The 19832-nt window shown below is 70.8% G+C and carries 1 protein-coding gene (only partly in view); it reads right to left on the bottom strand.

The annotated features are described in order from the left end of the window. Nucleotides 1-19832: the beginning of a non-ribosomal peptide synthase/polyketide synthase gene (locus ABZ382_RS21235; protein ID WP_357091243.1), read on the bottom strand. The gene continues 24232 nt to the left of window position 1, outside the view; 19832 of the gene's 44064 nt are visible here — the first part of the coding sequence; the start codon lies at nucleotides 19830-19832; the stop codon falls past the left edge of the window.

Here is a 19832-nt window from a genome sequence, read left to right as displayed (position 1 = left end):
GCCGCGGCGATCTCGAACAGCCGCTCGTCGGTGACGGCGGCGTCGAACTCGGTGCGGTCGATCAGTGAATCCGCGTCGATGGTGCCGGGAGCGGCGGTCTCGACGATCCAGTCCGCGTCCGGCACCCGGCGCAGGCGCGCCCGCAGCATGTCGTGGCGGTCGATGACCGCGCCGACGGTGGCGGCGATGCCCGCGCGGTCGATGCCGTGCGGCAGCTCCAGGGCCATGGTCTGGTTGAAGCGGCCGAACTCGCCCGGGCGGCCCGCCATGAACCGGACCACCGGGGTCAGCGGCATGACACCCACGCCGCCGCCGGGCAGCTCGGTCAGCTGCGGGGCCGAATCGCCCTGGCTGTCCGAGGTTTCCGCGATGGCGGCCAGACCGGACACCGTGCGCTGCTCGAACACGTCGCGCGGCGAGAACACCACGCCGCGTGCCTTGGCCCGCGACACCAGCTGGATGGAGACGATGGAGTCGCCGCCGAGCGCGAAGAACGAGTCGTCGATACCGACCCGCTCCAGGCCCAGCACCTCGGCGAACACCTCGGCGATGGTCTGCTCGAGGGTGTTGCGCGCGGCCCGGAAGACCACCTCGGTGGCGAAGACCGGTTCGGGCAGGGCCCGGCGGTCCAGCTTGCCGACCGGGGTCAGCGGCACCCGGTCGATGACCATGACCGAGGACGGCACCATGTACGCGGGCAGACGCTGCTCGACGTGCGCGGTCACGGCCGCCACATCGATCGAATGACCCGGCGTGGCAACCACATACGACACCAGTGAGGTCGCGCCCGCGGCGTTCTTGTGGCCCACGGTGACCGCGAAGTCTACGGTCTCGTGCGAGGCCAGCGCCGCGTCGATCTCGCCCAGCTCGATACGGAAACCGCGCACCTTGACCTGGAAGTCGGAGCGGCCGACGTATTCGACCAGCCCGTCCGGGGTCCAGCGCACCACGTCACCGGTTCGGTACATGCGCGCGCCGTCCACATACGGGTTGGCGACGAAACGGTCGGCGGTCAGGCCCGGCCGCGCGTGATAGCCGCGCGCCAGCTGGATGCCCGACAGGTACAGCTCACCCGCGACGCCCACCGGCACCGGGCGCAGGCGGTTGTCGAGGATCAGCGACTGCATGCCCCGGATCGGACCACCGATGGTGACCAGATCGCCCGGCACCAGCGCGTCGCTGATGTTGGTCATGATGGTGGTCTCGGTCGGACCGTAGCCATTGTGGAAGGCACGCATCGTGCCGTCCGCCAATGGAACCGCCCACTTCTCGACCAGGTCGGCCGGGACGGCTTCACCACCGGCGACCAGCACGCGCAGCGAGTCCAGGCCCGCCGGTCCGAAGGTGGACAGCGCGGCCGGGGTGATGAACGCGTGGGTGGCGCGCTCGCGGCGGATCAGCGCGGCGAGCTCCTCGCCGCCGTAGGTGCCCGGCGGGACGACCACCAGGGTGCCGCCCTTGCCGATGGCGAGCAGGAATTCCAGCATCGACGCGTCGAACGAGGGCGACGCGAAATGCAGTGCGCGCGAGGAGGAGTCGAGCGCGTACCGCTCGGCCTGCTCGACGGTGAAGTTGGCCAGACCGGCGTGGCTGACCACGACGCCCTTGGGCACACCGGTGGAGCCGGAGGTGTAGATGACGTAGGCCGGGTGCTCCGGGCGCAGCGGGCGCACCCGCTCGGCGGCGTCGATCGCGGTGTCCGCGAACGCACCCAGATCCAGGTCGTCCAGCACCAGCCACTCGACCGAGTCCGGCATGTCCGCGCGCACCGACGCCACGGTCAGGCCGACCGGCGAACCGGAGTCGGTGACCATATGGGCGATGCGGTCGGCCGGGTAGCTCGGGTCCACCGGCACGAACGCCGCACCGGTCTTGGACACCGCCCATTCGGCGAAGTAGGACTCGTCCGAACGCGGCACGGCGACGGCGACCAGATCCTCGGTGCCGATGCCGCGCTCGATGAGCAAGCGCGCCAGACGGTTCGAGCGGGAATCCAGCTCGCCGTAGGACAGACTCCTGCCCTCGAACACCACCGCGGGCGCGGCGGGATCGATGGCGACGGCGTCGGCGATCAGCTCGGGCAGGGTGCGCGCGGGGACGGCGGGCAGGCCGAGCCGGGCCACCAGGTCGGCGCGCTCGCCGGAGTCCAGGATGTCGATCGCGCCGACACCGATCTCCGGGTTGGCGGCGACGGCCTCGAGCACCCGCACCCAGCGCTGCGCGAACCCGGCCGCGGTGGCCGCGTCGAACAGATCGGTGGCGTAGGTCAGGGCCAGGGCCATGCCGGAGTCCTGCTCCGACAGCGTGAACTGCAGGTCGAAGCGGGAGATGTTCTCGTCGAGGTCCAGCGTGGAGACCGTCAGACCCGGCAGCTCGATGCTGGTGCGGTCCAGGTTCTGGAAGGCGAGCATGACCTGGAACAGCGGGTTGCGGGCCTGCGAGCGCTCGGGCGCGAGCAGTTCCACCAGTCGCTCGAACGGCACGTCGGCATTGCCGAAGGCGTCGAGGTCGGTGTGGCGGACGCGATCCAGCAGGTCGGTGAACGACTCGCCGGCCTCGATGCCGGTGCGCAGCACCAGCGTGTTGACGAACATGCCGACCAGGTCGTCGAGCGCGGCCTCACCGCGACCGGCGACCGGGGTGCCGACCGCGATGTCGTCGCCGCCGGACAGGCGGGCCAGCAGCACCGCGAGGGCGCTGTGCATGACCATGAACAACGACGAACCGCGCTGGCGGGCAACGTCTTCCAGCGCCGCGATCAGCTCCGGCGACAGCGTCCGCTGTAGGGTCGCGCCGCGGTGCGAGGCGATGGCCGGGCGCGGACGGTCGGTGGGCAGGGCCAGCTCGTCCGGCACGCCGCCGAGCACGCGCTGCCAGTAGGCGACCTGGCGGGCCATGATCGAGGACGAATCCTCTTCCGAGCCCAGCACTTCGCGCTGCCACAGCGCGAAGTCGGCGTACTGCACGGCCAGCGGGGCCCAGCCGGGCACCGCGCCCTGGGTGCGCGCGGTGTAGGCGACCATGACGTCGCGGGCCAGCGGGGACATGGAGAAACCGTCACCGGCGATGTGGTGCACGACCACCACGAGCACGTGCTCGGTGGCGACGGCGGTGCCGTCGATGGACTTAGCCTCACCGCCCGCGCGGAACAGGCGGGCGCGCAGCGGCACCTGTTCGGCCACATTGAAGCCCAGCGTCGCGAACGCGGTCACCGTGGCGGTGAGCTCGGCCGCGGCGACCGTGACCGGCCGCAGATCGAGGGCGATCTCCTCGGCCGGGACGACCACCTGCATGGGGGTGCCGCCGTGCTCGGGGTACTTGGTGCGCAGCGACTCGTGGCGGCGGACCACGTCGGCGACCGCGAGTTCCAGTGCGGCCGTGTCGAGTTCGCCGGTCAGGCGAATCGCCAGCGGCAGGTTGTAGGCCGCCGACGAGGTGTCGTACTGGTTGAGGAACCACATGCGCTGCTGCGCGAACGACAGCGGCACCAGCTCGCCCGGAATCCGGGCGCGGGCGGTCAGTTTGGCGCGCGAGGCGCCGTCGGCGTGCGATTCGATGCGGGCCGCGAGGGCCTCGACCGTGGTGGCCTCGAACAGGGTGCGCACCGCGACCGTGGTGTCCAGGGCCGCGCCGATGCGCGACACCACACGGGTGGCGATGAGCGAGTTGCCGCCCAGGTCGAAGAAGTCGTCGTCCAGGCCGACCCGATCCAGGCCCAGCACCTCGGCGAAGACGGCCGCGACCGTCTCCTGGGTCGGGGTCTCCGGAGCGCGGAAGGCACGGGCCTGCGCGGCCGGGGCCGGCAGGGCACGGCGGTCCAGCTTGCCGTTGACGGTCAGCGGGATCCGGTCCAGCACCACGACGGCCGACGGGACCATGTAAGCGGGCAGCAGCTCGGCCGCGCCGTCGCGGACGGCGTCCACGGCGGGCGCGACCCCGTCCTGCGGCACCACGTAGGCGACGATGCGCTGATCGCCCGGCTGGTCCTCGCGCACGATGACCGCGGTCTGCGCGACCCCGGCCTGCGCCAGCACCGCGGACTCGATCTCGCCGAGCTCGATGCGGAAACCGCGGACCTTGACCTGGTCGTCGGCGCGGCCCAGGTATTCGAGCTCGCCGAAGCGGTTCCAGCGGGCCACGTCACCGGAGCGGTACAGGCGGGTGCCCGGCGCGCCGAAGGGGCTGGCCACGAAGCGGGCCGCGGACAGGTCCGGCCGGCCCAGGTAGCCGCGCGCCAACTGCGCACCGGCGACGTACATCTCACCCGCGACGCCGACCGGCACCGGGTGCAGGCGGTCGTCGAGGACGTACACGCGCAGACCGGCGATGGCCCGGCCGACCACCGAACCGGTGGCGGCGGCGATGGTGTCGGCGTCGAGCACACGCACGGACACGTGGACCGTGGTCTCGGTGATGCCGTACATGTTCACCAGGTACGGGGTGGAATCCCCGTGGCGGGCAACCCAATCCGACAGACGACGCAGCTCCAGCGCCTCACCGCCGAAGACGACGTAGCGCAGGGCCAGGTCCGGCTGGTCGCCGGCGGCGGCCGCGATGCGGTCGGCCTCGGCCAGCTGGTAGAACGCCGACGGGGTCTGGTTGAGGACGGTGACCCGCTCGCGGCGCAGCAGTTCCAGGAACTGCTCCGGCGAGCGCGACACGTAGTAGTCGACGACGACGAGCTTGCCGCCGTAGAGCAGCGGGCCCCACAGCTCCCACACCGAGAAGTCGAAGGCGTAGGAGTGGAACAGGGTCCACACGTCGTCGGGTCCGAAGCCGAACTCGCGATCGGTGTTCGCCATCAGGCGCACCACATTGCGGTGCGCGACCGCGACGCCCTTGGGACGGCCGGTCGAACCGGAGGTGTAGATGACGTAGGCGACGTGGTCCGGGTTCAGCGCCGCGCGGCGGTCGGCATCGGTGACGGGGCCGTCGGCCGCGTCCACGATGTTCCCGGCCTCCAGCGAGAAGCCGTCCAGGAGAACGGTGTTCAGCTCGGCCGGGAGCTCGACCTGCACGGTCGAGTCGGTGATCACGCTGGTCGGCTTCGCGTCCGAGAGCACGAAGGCGATGCGATCGGCCGGGTAGGACGGATCGATCGGCACGTAACCCGCACCGGTCTTGATCACGGCCAGCAGCGCCACGACCAGGTCCGCGGAACGCGGCAGCAGCACCGCGACCAGCGACTCCGGACCCGCGCCCTCCCCGATCAGCCTGCGCGCCAGCACGTTCGCGCGGCGATCCAGCTCGAAGTAGGTGAGCTCCTCGTCGCCGAACCGCACCGCGACCCGCTCCGGGTGGGCGGCCACGGCCAGGTCGAACAGGCCCGAGATGGTGGCCTCGGACGCGGCGAACGGGCTCGCCAGCGCGTCGAGGGGGTTGGACAGGCGCTCGGCGGCCCCGCCCAGCGCGGCCAGCGCCGCGGCCTCGGGCGCGATGCCCGAGATGCCCTCGGCGACGGCGAGTTCGGCCTCGGCGACCGCGGCGCGCGCGGTCTCGGCCAGCTCCACGATGTCGTCGCCCGCGGAGACCCAGTACTCGGCCACGTCGTGGCGTTCGCCCTCGCCCAGCAGGTCGATGTCGCCGATCAGGGCCGACGGGTCTTCGGCGACGGCGCGCAGAATGCGGACCAGGCGCTCGGCGAAGGAGATGACGGTCTCGGCGTCGAACAGATCGGTGGCGTAGTTCCAGGACAGGCCCAGCGACCCGTCGGCGCGCTCGCTCACGGTGAGCTGCACGTCGAACTTGGCGGTGCCCGGATCGAATTCGACGACCTCGAGGGCCAGATCCGGCAGCTCGACGGCGGCCGCGTCCTTGGCACTGGCGGCCTCGAAGGTCAGCGCCACCTGGAACAGCGGGTGGTGCGCCTGCGAGCGGACCGGGCTGAGCACGTCCACCAGCCGCTCGAACGGCACGTCGGCGTGCGCGAAGGCGGCCAGGTCGGTGCGGCGCACCTGGGCGAGCAGATCGCGGAAGGCCGCGTCCGGCCGCACCTCGCTGCGCAGCACCAGGGTGTTGACGAACATGCCGACCACGTCGTCGAGGGCGCGTTCGCCGCGGCCCGCGATCGGGGTGCCGATGGCGATGTCGGTGGCCCGCGACAGGCGCGCGGACCAGGCCGCGAGCGCCGCGTGGACCAGCATGAACAGGGTGACGTCGTGTTCGCGGGCCACGCCGGTGAGGGCGCGGTGCAGGTCGGCGTCGATCGAGAAGTCGTGCACGCCACCGGCATTGGTGGCGACCTCGGGCCGCGGCCGGTCGGCGGGCAGCTCCAGCTGCTCGGGCAGGTCGGCCAGCTGGGTGGTCCAGTAGCCGATCTGCTGGGCGGCGATGGACTCGGCGTCGGTCTCCGCGCCGAGGATCTCGCGCTGCCACAGCGTGTAGTCGGCGTACTGCACCGGCAGCGGCGACCAGGCCGGGACCTCGCCGGTCGCGCGGGACAGATAGGCCGCGACCACGTCGCGCAGCAGCGGGCGCAGCGACGCGCCGTCCGCGCTGATGTGGTGCAGCACCAGCACCACCACGTGCTCGGTCTCGCCCAGGCTCAATACCGTGGCGCGGAACGGCAGTTCACGGGTGACGTCGAAGTAGACACTCGCCAGCTGGGTGATGCGCGCGGTCAGCTCGGCCGCGGTGACGGACTCGGTCCGCACCTCGAAGTCGATCTCGGACAGCGGCAGCACGCGCTGGAAGCCGTCGCCCTCGATCTCGGGGTAGACGGTGCGCAGCGACTCGTGGCGGGCCAGCACGTCGCCGAGAGCGGCGGTGAAGGCGGCCGGGTCGATGGCGCCGGTGAGCTTCAGCGCCACCGGGATGTTGTTGACCGCGGTGCGGTTGTCGAAGCGGTTCAGGAACCACATGCGCTGCTGCGCGAGCGACAGCGGCACCAGCTCCGGACGCTCCTGGGCGACCAGCGCCGCGCGAGCGCCGGTGCCGACGCGCGATTCCAGCTGCGCGGCAAGCGATGCCACCGTGGACGCCTCGAACAGGGCGCGCAGCGGGATGTCGGCGTCCAGCGCCGCGGACAGGCGCGCGATCACCTGGGTGGCGATCAGCGAGTTGCCGCCGAGCTCGAAGAAGTCGTCGTCCAGGCCGACCCGGTCCAGGCCGAGCACGTCGGCGATGGTCCCGGCGACCGTCTGCTGCACCGGGGTGGCCGGGGCACGGAAGGTCTTGGCGGCGAAGGTCGGCGCGGGCAGCTGCTTGCGGTCCAGCTTGCCGGAGGCGTTGAGCGGGAAGGCGTCGAGCACCATGAAGGCGGCCGGGACCATGTAGGCCGGAAGCTGTTCGGAGAGCACGTCCTTCACGGCGTCGACGTCGAGGTGACCGTCGGCGGCGATCAGGTAGGCGACCAGCTGATCACCGGTGCGCTCGTCGTGGCGGACCACGACCACCGACTGCGCGATCGCGGGCAGCGCGGTGAGCGCGGACTCGATCTCGCCGAGCTCGATGCGCAGACCGCGCAGCTTCACCTGGAAGTCGGTGCGGCCCAGGTATTCCAGCTCGCCGTGGCCGGTCCAGGTGACGAGGTCACCGGTGCGGTACATGCGCGCGCCGTCGCCGAACGGGTTGGCCACGAAGCGATCCGCGGTCAGGTCGGGGCGGGCCACGTAGCCGGTGGCCAGCTGGTCACCCGCGAGATAGAGCTCACCCGCGACACCCACCGGAACCGGGTTCAGGCGCGAATCCAGCACGTACACCTGGGTGTTGAAGACCGGCGCACCGATCGGCACCGAGGTGATGTCGGCGTCGACGACCTCGTGGAAGGTCACGTCGACCGCGGCCTCGGTGGGGCCGTACAGGTTGTGCAGCCGCGCGCCGGTCAGCTGACGCAGCTTCTGCGCGGTCGGCGCGGGCAGGCCCTCACCGGAGGCGAAGACGTTGGTCAGGCTGACGCAGTCGGCCGCGGCCGGCTCGGCCACGAACACCGCGAGCATGGACGGCACGAAGTGCGTGACCGTGACGCCCTCGCGGACGATGATCTCGGCCAGATAGGCCGGGTCGCGATGGCCGTCGGGCTTGGCGACCACCAGGCGCGCGCCGACCTGCAAGGGCCAGAAGAACTCCCACACCGACACGTCGAAGGTGGCCGGGGTCTTCTGCAGCACCACGTCGTAGGCGGCCAGCCCGTACTGGGCGTGCATCCACACCAGGCGGTTGACGATGGCCGCGTGGCTCACGGCCACACCCTTGGGGCGGCCGGTGGAACCGGACGTGAAGATCACGTAGGCGGTATTGCCCGGGCGCAGCGGGGAACGACGCTCGACATCCGTGACCGGGCTGTCGTCGAAGCCCGACAGATCCAGCTCGTCGATCCGAACCTGACGGCCCTCAACGCCTTCCAGTTCGTCACCCGAGGTGAGCACGCAGACCGGCTGCGCGGTCTCGAGGATGTACTGGGTGCGCTCGGCCGGGTGATCCGGGTCCAGCGGCACGTACGCGCCGCCGGCGACGGCCACGGCGTACATGCCCGCGACCAGGTCGATGGAGCGGCGCATGCCCAGCGCGACGAAGGATTCCGGTCCGACGCCCTCGGCGATCAGCCAGCGCGCCAGCTTGCGGACGCGGGCCGCGAACTCGGCATAGGACAGACTTGTCCCCTCGAACGTGACGGCCGTCGCGTCCGGGGTCAGCGCGACCTGTGCCTCGAACAGCGACACCAGCGTCGCCGCCGCGCCCTCTTCGATCTCCGGCAGCGCGGTGTCCAGCTCGAACGCGGTCTCGTTCCAGCCGACCAGCAGCTGCCGGCGCTCGGTCTCGGTCAGCAGCTCGACATCGCCGACCAGCTGGGCCGGATCCGTGGCCACGGCGGTGAGCACGGCGACGAAACGCTGCGCGAACACGGCCGCGTACTGCGCGTCGAAAAGGTCTGTCGCGTAGACGAGTTCGGCGTCCATGGCCGCGGCGTCCGATTCGCGGCCCGCCGCGGCGCCGTCGACGACCTCGCTCAGGGTCAGCTGCAGATCGAACTTGGCCGACTGCTGATCGATGGCCAGCTCGGCGACGCTCAGGCCCGGTAGCTCCAGCGAGGCGCGCCCCAGGTTCTGGAACGACAGCATGACCTGGAACAGCGGGTGCCGCGCCTGCGAGCGGGCCGGGTTCAGCACCTCGACCAGGCGCTCGAACGGCACGTCCGCGTGGGCGAAGGCCTGCAGATCGCGCTCGCGCACGGTCTTCAGCAGGTCGGTGAAGCTCGCGCCGGTGTCCACCGGGGCGCGCAGCACCAGGGTGTTGACGAACATGCCGACCAGGTCGTCGAGCGCCTGCTCGCCACGGCCCGCGACCGGGATGCCGACCGCGATGTCGTCGGTGCCGCTCAGGCGGGCCAGCAGCGCGGCGTAGGCGCTGTGCACCACCATGAACAGCGTCGTGCCATGGGCCTGCGCCACCCGGTTCAGCCCGGCGATGAGCTCGCCCGGCACCTGGAACCGGTGGGTGCCCGCATCGTAGGAGGCGACGGCCGGGCGCGGCGTGGTGGACAGGCGCAGCTCGTCCGGCAGGCCGGACAGGGTGTCGCGCCAGTAGTCGAGCTGCTCGGTGATGAGCGAGCGCGGGTCCGCTTCCGAACCCAGGGTCTCGCGCTGCCACAGCGCGTAATCCGCGTACTGCACCGGCAATTCGGTCCAGCCCGGGGTCTCGCCCTGGCTGCGCGCGATGTAGGCGGTCATCAGGTCGCGGACCAGCGGAGTCATGGAGAAGCCGTCGGCGGCGATGTGGTGGGCCACCAGCACCAGCACGTGCTCGTCGGCCGCGAGGCGGTAGGCGCGCAGGCGCACCGCGGTCTCGGTGGTGACGTCGAAGCCGCGCGCGGCGAAGTCGTAGACCGCGGCGAACAATTCGCCCTCGGTCACGTCCAGCACGTCCAGCTCCGGAATGGCGCGGCCGGTGGGCAGCACCTTCTGGTAGGCGACGCCCTCGTGCGACGGGTACAGGGTGCGCAGCGACTCGTGGCGCGCCATCACGTCGGCGATCGCGCCGCGCATGGCGTCGAGATCCAGTGCGCCGGTGAGCCGTACGGCCGCCGGGATGTTGTTCGCGGCCGATTCGGGATCGAACCGGTTGAGGAACCACATGCGCTGCTGCGCGAGCGACAGCGGCGGGTACTCGGGGCGGGTGCGGACCGTGAGCGCCTGGCGCACACCGGTTCCCGCGTGCGACTCCACCCGCGCGGCCAGCGCGGCCACGGTCGGGGCCTCGAACAGCACGCGCACGCCGATCTCGGCGTTCAGCGCGGCCGCCAGGCGGGCCACCACCTGGGTGGCGACCAGCGAGTTGCCGCCCAGCTCGAAGAAGTCGTCGTCCACGCCGACGCGCTCGGCGCCGAGCAGGTCGGCGAAGATCTGCGCGATGATCTCCTCGATCGGGGTCGAGGGGGCGCGGAAACGCTTGGCCTCGAACACCGGCGCGGGCAGGGCCTTGCGGTCCAGCTTGCCGGAGGCGTTGACCGGGAAGGCGTCCAGCACCACGAGCGCGGCCGGAACCATGTAGGCGGGCAGCGAGGCGCTCAGCGCGGCCTTCACGCCGTCGACGTCGACCACGGCGTCGGGCTCGCGGACCACGTAACCCACCAGCTGGTCGCCCGCGTGCGCGTCGGTGCGGACCACCACGACGGACTGAGCGATGGCCGGCTGCGCCAGCAGCGCCGCCTCGATCTCGCCCAGCTCGATGCGCAGACCGCGCAGCTTCACCTGGAAGTCGGTGCGGCCCAGGTAGTTCAGTTCCCCGGCGGCGGTCCAGGAGACCAGGTCGCCGGTGCGGTACATGCGGTCGCCGGAGACGAACGGGTTGGCCACGAAGCGGTCCGCAGACAGGTCCGGGCGACCCAGGTAGCCGCGCGCGAGCTGATCGCCCGCGAGGTAGAGCTCACCCGCGACACCCGGCGCGACCGGGTGCAGGCGGGCGTCGAGGACGTAGGTCTCGGTGTTCCACACCGGGCGGCCGATCGGCACGAAGACCGTGTCGGCGTCCACGACCTCGTGGTAGGTGACGTCGACGGCGGCTTCGGTCGGGCCGTACAGGTTGTGCAGGCGCGCGCCGGTCAGCTCGCGCAGCTTCTGCGCGGTCGGCGCGGGCAGCGCCTCACCGGAGGCGAACACCTGCCGCAGCCGCGGCGCGGTGGCGGCGGCATCGCCGCTGTCGGTGCCGAGGGTGGCGACGAAGACCGACAGCATCGACGGCACGAAGTGCGCCGTGGTGATGCCGGTTTCCGCGATGACATGGGCCAGGTAGACCGGGTCGCGGTGGCCGTCCGGCTTGGCGACCACCAGGCGCGCACCGGTCTGCAAGGGCCAGAAGAACTCCCACACCGACACGTCGAAGGTGGCCGGGGTCTTCTGCAGCACCGCGTCGGTGGCGTCGATCGGGTACTCGTGCTGCATCCACAGCAGGCGGTTCACGATCGCGCCGTGCTCGACAGCGACGCCCTTGGGGCGGCCGGTCGAACCGGACGTGAAGATCACGTAGGCGGTGTGCTCGGGCCGGATCGCCTGTCCCCGTTCGGCATCCGTGATCGGAGCGTCGGAGTAGGCGTCCAGGTTCAGGGTGTCGACTTCCAGCACCGGCACATTGCGGCCGGTCACGAAGTCGTCGCGGCCGGTGGTCAGGATGGCGACCGGGCGCGCGGTGTCGAGCACGTAGTCGATGCGCTCCATCGGCTGGTCCGGGTCCAGCGGCACGTACGCGCCACCGGCCTCGAGCACGGCGTACATGGCGACGACCAGATCCAGCGAACGCCGGATGGCCAGGGCCACATGCGATTCCGCGCCCACGCCCTGGGCGATGAGTTTGCGGGCCAGCTTGTGCACCCGCGCCGAGAACTCGGCGTAGGACAGACTTGTCCCCTCGAATTCCACGGCAGGCGCATCGGGGCTGGTCAGCGCCTGGGCCTCGAACAGCGAGACCAGCGTGGCGGCCTCGCCCGCGGGCAGCTCGGGCAGCACCGAGGCCAGGTTGAACGAGGTGTCGTTCCAGTCGTCCAGGACCTGATCGCGCTCACCGCCGACCAGCACGTCGATATCGCCGAGCGGCAGATCCGGGTTCTCGACCACGGCGGCCAGGATCAGATCCAGGCGGTGCGCGAAGGCGGCGATGGTCGGCTCGTCGAACAGGTCCAGCGCGTAGGAGATCTCGGCCGACATGCCGGCGTGCTCGCCGTGGTCGTCCTGCGCCTCCTGCAGGGTCAGCTGCAGGTCGAACTTGGCCAGGCGGGCGTCGTAGTCGATGCCGTTGACCGAGAGGCCGGGCAGTTCCAGGCTGGCCTGCCGGGTGTTCTGGAAGGTCAGCATGACCTGGAACAGCGGGTGGCGGGCCTGCGAACGAGCCGGGTTGATGACCTCGACCAGGCGCTCGAACGGCACGTCCGCGTGCGCGAAGGCGTGCAGGTCGGTGTCGCGGGAGCGGGCCAGCAGGTCGGCGAAGGTCTCCGAGCCGTCCACCTCGGTGCGCAGCACCAGGGTGTTGACGAACATGCCGATCAGGTCGTCGAGCGCGGCCTCACCGCGGCCGTGCACCGGGGTGCCGATCGCGATGTCGGAGGTGCCCGACAGGCGGGCCAGCAGCACCGCCAGGGCCGAGTGCATGACCATGAACAGCGAGGCGTTGTGCCGGCGGCCCAGATCCACCAGCGCCTGCTGGGTTTCGGCGGAGATGGCGAACGGGTAGGTGCCGCCCTGGTAGCTGGCCACGGCCGGACGCTGCCGGTCGGAGGGCAGCACCAGTTCGTCGGGCAGATCGGCCAGGGCCTCGGTCCAGTAGCGGATCTGCTTGGAGATCAGCGCGTCCGGATCGTCCTCGGAGCCGAGCACCTCGCGCTGCCACAGCGCGTAGTCGGCGTACTGCACCGGCAGTTCCGCCCAGGCCGGGGCCTCCCACGAGGTGCGGGCCGCGTAGGCCACCATCACGTCGCGAGCCAGCGGGCCCATGGACCAGCCGTCGGCGCTGATGTGGTGGACCACCATGCCGAGGATGTACTCGGTGTCGCTGATCTCGAAAAGCGCCGCGTGCAAAGGCACTTCGCCGGTGACGTCGAAGGCCATGGTGGCCAGCTCGACCAGGTGGTCGATCAGGTTCGACTCGGTGACCGGCACCGGCGTCAGGTCCGGCACGATCTGCGCGGCGTCGAGCACCCGCTGCACCGGGCCGTGCGCGGTCTCCGGGAAGACGGTGCGCAGCGACTCGTGGCGGTCGATGACGTCGATGACCGCGACCTGCAGGGCCGCGATGTCCAGCTCACCGGAGAGCCGGATGGCGACCGGGATGTTGTTGACCGCCGAGGCGGTGTCGAAGCGGTTGAGGAACCACATGCGCTGCTGCGCAAGGGAAAGCGGAACCTCGTTGGGCCGCTCGCGGGCGACCAGGGCCTTGCGGCCGCCGTCGCCGACATGCGATTCCACCCGGGCCGCGAGGGCCTCCACGGTGGCCGCCTCGAACAGCATGCGCACCGGCACACGGGTGTCGAGGGCGGTGCCCAGGCGGGTCGCCACCTGGGTCGCGATCAGCGAGTTGCCGCCCAGCTCGAAGAAGTCGTCGTCGACGCCGACGCGGGCGATGCCCAGCACCTCGCCGAAGATCTGGGCGATGATCTCCTCGATCGGCGTTGTCGGAGCGCGGAATTCGCGCACCTCGAACCGCGGCGTCGGCAGCGCCTTGCGATCCAGCTTGCCGGAGGCGTTGAGCGGGAACGCGTCCAGCACCATGATCGAGCCCGGCACCATGTAGGCGGGCAGGGTGCGCTGCAACGAGGTCTTGACCCCGTCCAGATCCACCGGGCCGCCGGCCACGATGTAGGCGACCAGCTGATCGCCGGCCACGGTATCGATGACCAGCACCACGGCCTGCTGCACCTTGGGGTGGTCCAGCAGCGCGGTCTCGATCTCACCGAGCTCGATGCGCTGACCGCGGAACTTCACCTGGAAGTCGGTGCGGCCGATGTAGTCGATGACGCCCGGGTCGTTCTGGTTCCAGCGCACCAGGTCACCGGTGCGGTAGAGCCGCGAACCCGGCTCGCCGTAGGGGTTGGCGACGAAACGCTCGGCCGACAGGTCCGGGCGGCCGAAGTAGCCGCGCGCCACCTGCACACCGCCGAGGTACAGCTCACCCGGGACGCCCGCGGGCACCGGGCGCAGGCCCTCGTCGAGCACGTAGGTCTGCGCGTTCCACACCGGGCGGCCGATCGGCACCGAGGTGACCACCGGCGCGTCGATGGCGGCGGCGGTGGCGTGCACGGTGAACTCGGTCGGTCCGTACAGGTTGTGCACGGCCGCGGTGGAGAAGCGGCGGAACGCGGTCACGGTGGCGGGCGGCAGCGCCTCACCGGCGACCAGCACCGCACGCAGGGACAGGCATTCGGACGCCGAGGCCGTGGAGGCGAACACGCTCAGCATGGACGGCACGAACGAGGTCATGGTGACCCGGTGGCGTCCGATGACCTCCGAGAGGTACATCGGGTCGCGGTGGCCGTCCGGCGCGGCGATGACCTGCTGCGCGCCGACCGCCAGCGAACCGAACAGCTCCCACACCGACACGTCGAAGGTGACCGGCGTCTTCTGCAGGATCACATCGGTGTCGTCGATGCCGTATTCGGCGGTGATCCAGGCGATCTGGTTGAGCACCGCGGCATGCGGGATGGCCACGCCCTTGGGGCGGCCGGTCGAGCCGGAGGTGAACAGCACGTAGGCGGCATTGTCCGGACGCAGCGGCGCGAGCCGGTCCGCGTCGGTCACCGGGGCATCGCTGTACTCGTCGAGATCCAGCGAATCCAGCTGCAGCACCGGGCAATCCGAGGATTCCACGGCGTCGTCGACGGTGGTGAGCAGCACCACCGGCTCGGCGGTGCGCAGCACGTAGTCGGTGCGCTCGGCCGGGTGGTCCGGATCGATCGGCACATAGCCGCCGCCCGCGGTGAGGGTGGCGTAGATGGCGACCAGCATGTCCACCGAGCGGCGGATGCCCACCGCCACCAGGGATTCCGGGCCGACGCCGGAGTCGACGAGCTTGCGCGCCAGGCGGTTCACCCGGGCCGAGAACTCGGCGTAGCTCAGCTCCTCGGCGGGGCCGAACATGCTGCCGCTGCGCTCGCCCGGATCGAAGATCAGGGCGGTGGCGTCGGGGCGGATCCGGACCTGCTGCTCGAACAGGTCGAGAACAGAGCGCGGGGAGGCGGAGCGTGCCGCGCCGCGCAGTTCGCGGGCGGTGTGGTTCCAGGCGTGCAGCACGGTCTCGCGCTCACCGGCGTCGAGGACGTCGATATCGCGGACCACGGTGTCCGGGGCGGCCACCGCGGTCTCGAGCACGCGCAAGTAGCGCTGCCCGAACTCGGCGACGGTCGACGCGTCGAACAGGTCGGTGGCGTAGGACAGGATCACCGACAGCCCGCCGGGCTCGCCGCCCAGGCCGCGCTGCTCGGTCAGGGTCCACTGCAGGTCGAACTTGGCGATGTCGACCTCGAGCTCGTCCGCGGAGACGGTGAGGCCTGGCAGCTCCATGGAGCCGTGCGACATCTCCTGGAACGACAGCATGACCTGGAACAGCGGGTGCCGGGCCTGCGAACGGGTCGGGTTGAGCACCTCGACCAGTCGCTCGAACGGGACATCGGTATTGGCGAAGGCCGCCAGGTCGGTCTCCCGGGTGCGGGCCAGGAAGTCGGTGAAGCGTTCCGCCCCATCCACTTCCGAGCGCAGCACCAGGGTGTTGACGAACATGCCGATCAGGTCGTCGAGCGCCTGCTCACCACGACCGGCGACCGGGGTGCCGATGGCGATGTCGCTGGTGCCGGACAGGCGGGCCAGCAGCACGGCCAGCGCGCTGTGCATGACCATGAACAGCGAGACGCCCTGGGCGCGAGCCAATCCCGCGAGCCGGACGTGCAGCTCGGCCGGGATCTCGAAGGTGACGCGGGAGCCGTGGAAACTCTGCACCGGCGGCCGCGGGCGATCCGCGGGCAGGTCCAGCTGATCCGGCAGCCCGGCCAGCGCCGTGCGCCAGTAGTCGTTCTGACGCGCGGCCATGGAGTCGGCGTCGGACTCCGAGCCGAGCAGCTCGCGCTGCCACAGGCTGAAGTCCTGGTACTGCACCGGCAGCGGCGCCCACGCGGGCTCCTGACCGGCGACCCGGGCCAGGTAGGCGGCGGTCATGTCGCGCGAGAGCGGACCGAACGAGAAACCGTCGGCCGCGATGTGGTGCACCACGAACGCGACCGCGAGATCCACTTCGTTGTCGTCGGCGACGGCATGGCGGCCGGTCTCGGCCCCGGCGGCGACCCGGTACACGCGCACCCGGATCGGCAGCTGGGTGGAGACGTCGAAGCCCGCGGACGCGAACTGCGCCAGCGCGGACGGCAATTCGGCCTCGGCGAGGTCGTGCACCTCGATGCCGAGATCCACCTCGGCCATGGGCAGCACCTGCTGGAAGCCACCGTCCCCGGACTCCGGGAAGATGGTGCGCAGCGACTCCTGGCGCGCCACCACGTCGGTCAGCGCCCGCTGCAGCGCCTCGATGTCGACCTGTCCGCGCAACCGCACCACGAACGGCAGGTTGTAGGTCGGGACGTTCGGGTCGAACTGGTTGAGGAACCACATGCGCTGCTGCGCCAGCGACAGCGGCACCCGCTCCGGGCGTTCCCGCGCCACCAGCGGCGGCCGCGAGACATCCGCGGGCCCAGCGGCTTCCACGCGCGCGGCCAGCCCGGCCACGGTCGGGGTCTCGAACAGCGCGCGCACACCCAGGCGAGTACTGAACGCGGCCGAGATGCGGGCCACCACCTGGGTGGCGACCAGCGAGTTGCCGCCCAGATCGAAGAAGTTGTCGTCCACGCCGACCCGGTCGTGACCGAGCACGTCGGCGAACACGCCCGCCACGATCTCCTCGGCGGCGGTGCGCGGGGCGCGGTATCCGGCGGCGTCGACGCTGAACACCGGCTCCGGCAGGCCCTTGCGGTCCAGCTTGCCGGAGGTGTTGAGCGGGAACGCCTCCAGCACCATGATCGAAGCCGGGACCATGTAGGTCGGCAGCTTCTCGGCGGCGAAGCGGGTCAGCTCGGCCGGGTCGATGCTCTGGCCCGGGACCGGCACCACGTAGGCGACCAGCTGCTGACCGGTGGCGGTGTCCATCACCAGCACGGCGGCCTGGCTGACCGACGGGTGGGCCAGCAGGTCGGTCTCGATCTCGCCGAGCTCGATGCGCTGACCGCGGAACTTCACCTGGAAGTCGGTGCGGCCGATGTACTCCAGCGCACCGGAACCGTTCCAGCGCACCAGGTCACCGGTGCGGTACATGCGTTCACCGGTGAGCGACAACGGATTCGCGACGAAGCGGTCCGAGGTCAGGTCCGGGCGGCCCTTGTAGCCGCGCGCCAGCTGGCGGCCCGCCAGATAGAGCTCACCCGCGGCGCCGATGGCGGCCGGCCGCAGATGCGAATCCAGAACGTAGACTTCGACATTCCACTCGGGCACACCGATCGGCACCGTGACGGTGTCGGCGGCGGTGTTCTCCCAGTAGGTGACCGAGACCGCGGCCTCGGTGGGGCCGTACAGGTTGTGCAGGCCGGCCGAGGTGATCTCGCGGAAGCCCGCGCCGGTCTCCGGCGGCAGCGCCTCACCGATCACGAAGACGTACTTCAGCGTGGCGCACTGGGCGCGGGTGGCGTGCGCGACGAACACCGTCAGCATGGACGGCACGAAGTCGGTGACCGTGACGCCGTGGCGCTCGATCATCTCCGCCACGTACAGCGGATCGCGGTGACCGTCCGGGGTGGCCACGATCAGCTTCGCGCCGACCAGCAGCGGCATGAAGTAGCCCCACAGCGACACGTCGAACGTGGTGGCCGTCTTCTGCAGGTACACATCGTCTTCGGTCATCGGATACTCGTCGAGCATCCACAGTTCCTGATTGACGATGGCGTGGTGGGTGACCGCGACGCCCTTGGGGCGGCCGGTCGAACCCGAGGTGTAGATGACGTAGGCGGTGTTGTCCGGGCGCAACGGCGCGCGGCGGTCCGCGTCGGTCACCGGCTCGGCGGAGTACGCCGACACGTCGAGGGTGTCGATCTCCAAGCGCCGCACCGACTCCGGCAGCTCGAGCTCGTCGCGGGCGGTGGTCAGCACGCAGACCGGTGCCGCGGACTCCAGGATGTAGGCGGTGCGGTCGGCCGGGTGATCGGGGTCGATCGGCACGTACGCGCCACCGGCGCGCAGCACCGCGTGCATGCCCACGACCAGTTCCAGCGAACGCCGCATGCCCAGGGCCACCAGCGATTCCGGGCCGACGCCGTCCTCGATGAGGAAGCGGGCCAGGCGGTTGACCCGCTCGCCGAACTCGGCGTAGGTGAGCTGCTCGTCCTCGAACTCGACGGCCACATTGTCCGGGGTCAGCGGAATCTGCTGGTCCAGCAACGCCGGCAGCGTGGTGACCGGCACCTCGTGCGCGGCCGAGTTCCACTCCACCAGGGTGCGGGTGCGCTCGGCCGCGGTGGTGATGGGCAGGCCCCACACCGGCTGCGCGGCCTCGGCCGCCAGGAAGCGGTCGAAGAACTCCAGGAAACGCGCGTGGTGACTGCGGGTCTCGTGGTCGGAGTACAGGTTGGGGTTGGTCTCGAAGTCGATGTGGTTCCGGGTGCCCTTCACCGACTGGTAGAAGTTGACGCCCAGGTCCTCGATGGAACCGGTGGACAGCACGCTGTACTCACCGGTGATGTCGCCGAGCACGACCTCGTTGTGGAACAACATGATGTTGACCCACGGGCCGAAGAACTGCGAACCGACCTCGCCACCGGAGAAGTCACCCGAAGAACTGTCGCGCTTGATGTCCTCGGCGCGGTAGCGCTGGTGACGCAGGGCGCCCGAGACGGCCACCGTCACCTGCGCGAGCAGATCGGTCACCGTCGAGTCGTGGCCGACCTTCAGACGCAGCGGCACGATGTTCGAGGCCGCGCCACCGGAGCGGCGCATGATCGCGGTGGTGCGCGCGGTCACCGGGAGGCTGAGGACGACGTCCTGACTGCCGGTCCACTGCGCGAGGTAGGCGGCGAAACCGGCGATCAGCAGACCCGCGGGCGAGGACTCGTGGCGGGCCACGGCCTGGTCCAGCAGCGAGGTCTGGTCCTCGGTGAGCGCGGCGGTGGCGATCCGGTTGATCGCCGCCGGCGGCGCGGAACGTCCGGCCAGGCTGGTGCCGTCCTCGACCCCGGCGATCCGCTCGGCCCAGTACTCCTTGTCGGACTTGAAGCGGCTCGAGTCGCGGTAGGCGAACTCCTGCTCGACCAGGGTGGGCAGGTCGGTCAGCTTGTGCGGCGGGGGCTCGACGCCATTGACGAACGCGGTGTAGACCTCGGCGACGCGGGTCATGTAGGTCACCGCGCCGAGACCGTCCAGCACGATGTGGTGGATGCGCGCATACCAGTAGTAATGGCCGTCGGCCAGTTTCAGCATGCAGGTGCGGATGAGGCGGTCGCGGGTGAGTTCCAGGGGCGCGCTGTAGTCGGCGCGCATCCAGGCGTGGGCGGCGGCGGCCGGATCGGCCTCGGCGCTCAGATCGACGTGGTAGATGGTGCGGTCCAGCGAGTGGTCCACCATCTGCATGGGCTCGCCATCACGCTCGACGATGCGCAGGAAGCCGGAACCGAACTCCTCCGAGCCGCGCACCATGGCGGCCTCGAGCAGCGCCATGTCGAGTTCCCCGCGCAGCTCCACGAACTGGGCGATATTGATCGGAACCTGCGGGTCCAGGTGCTGGGCATACCAGATGCCGAGCTGCGCCGGCGACAGCGGGAAAAGTTCGCCCGACCCCGGTGCGATTTCGCTGCCAGCTTCGCCGATGCCGCCGAAATCCAGCCGGTCCAA

This window comes from Nocardia sp. NPDC005825 (genome assembly GCF_040630175.1).
Lineage (GTDB): Bacteria > Actinomycetota > Actinomycetes > Mycobacteriales > Mycobacteriaceae > Nocardia.
Note: the sequence above shows the minus strand (reverse complement) of the source record. Positions and strands in the feature narration are given on the sequence as shown.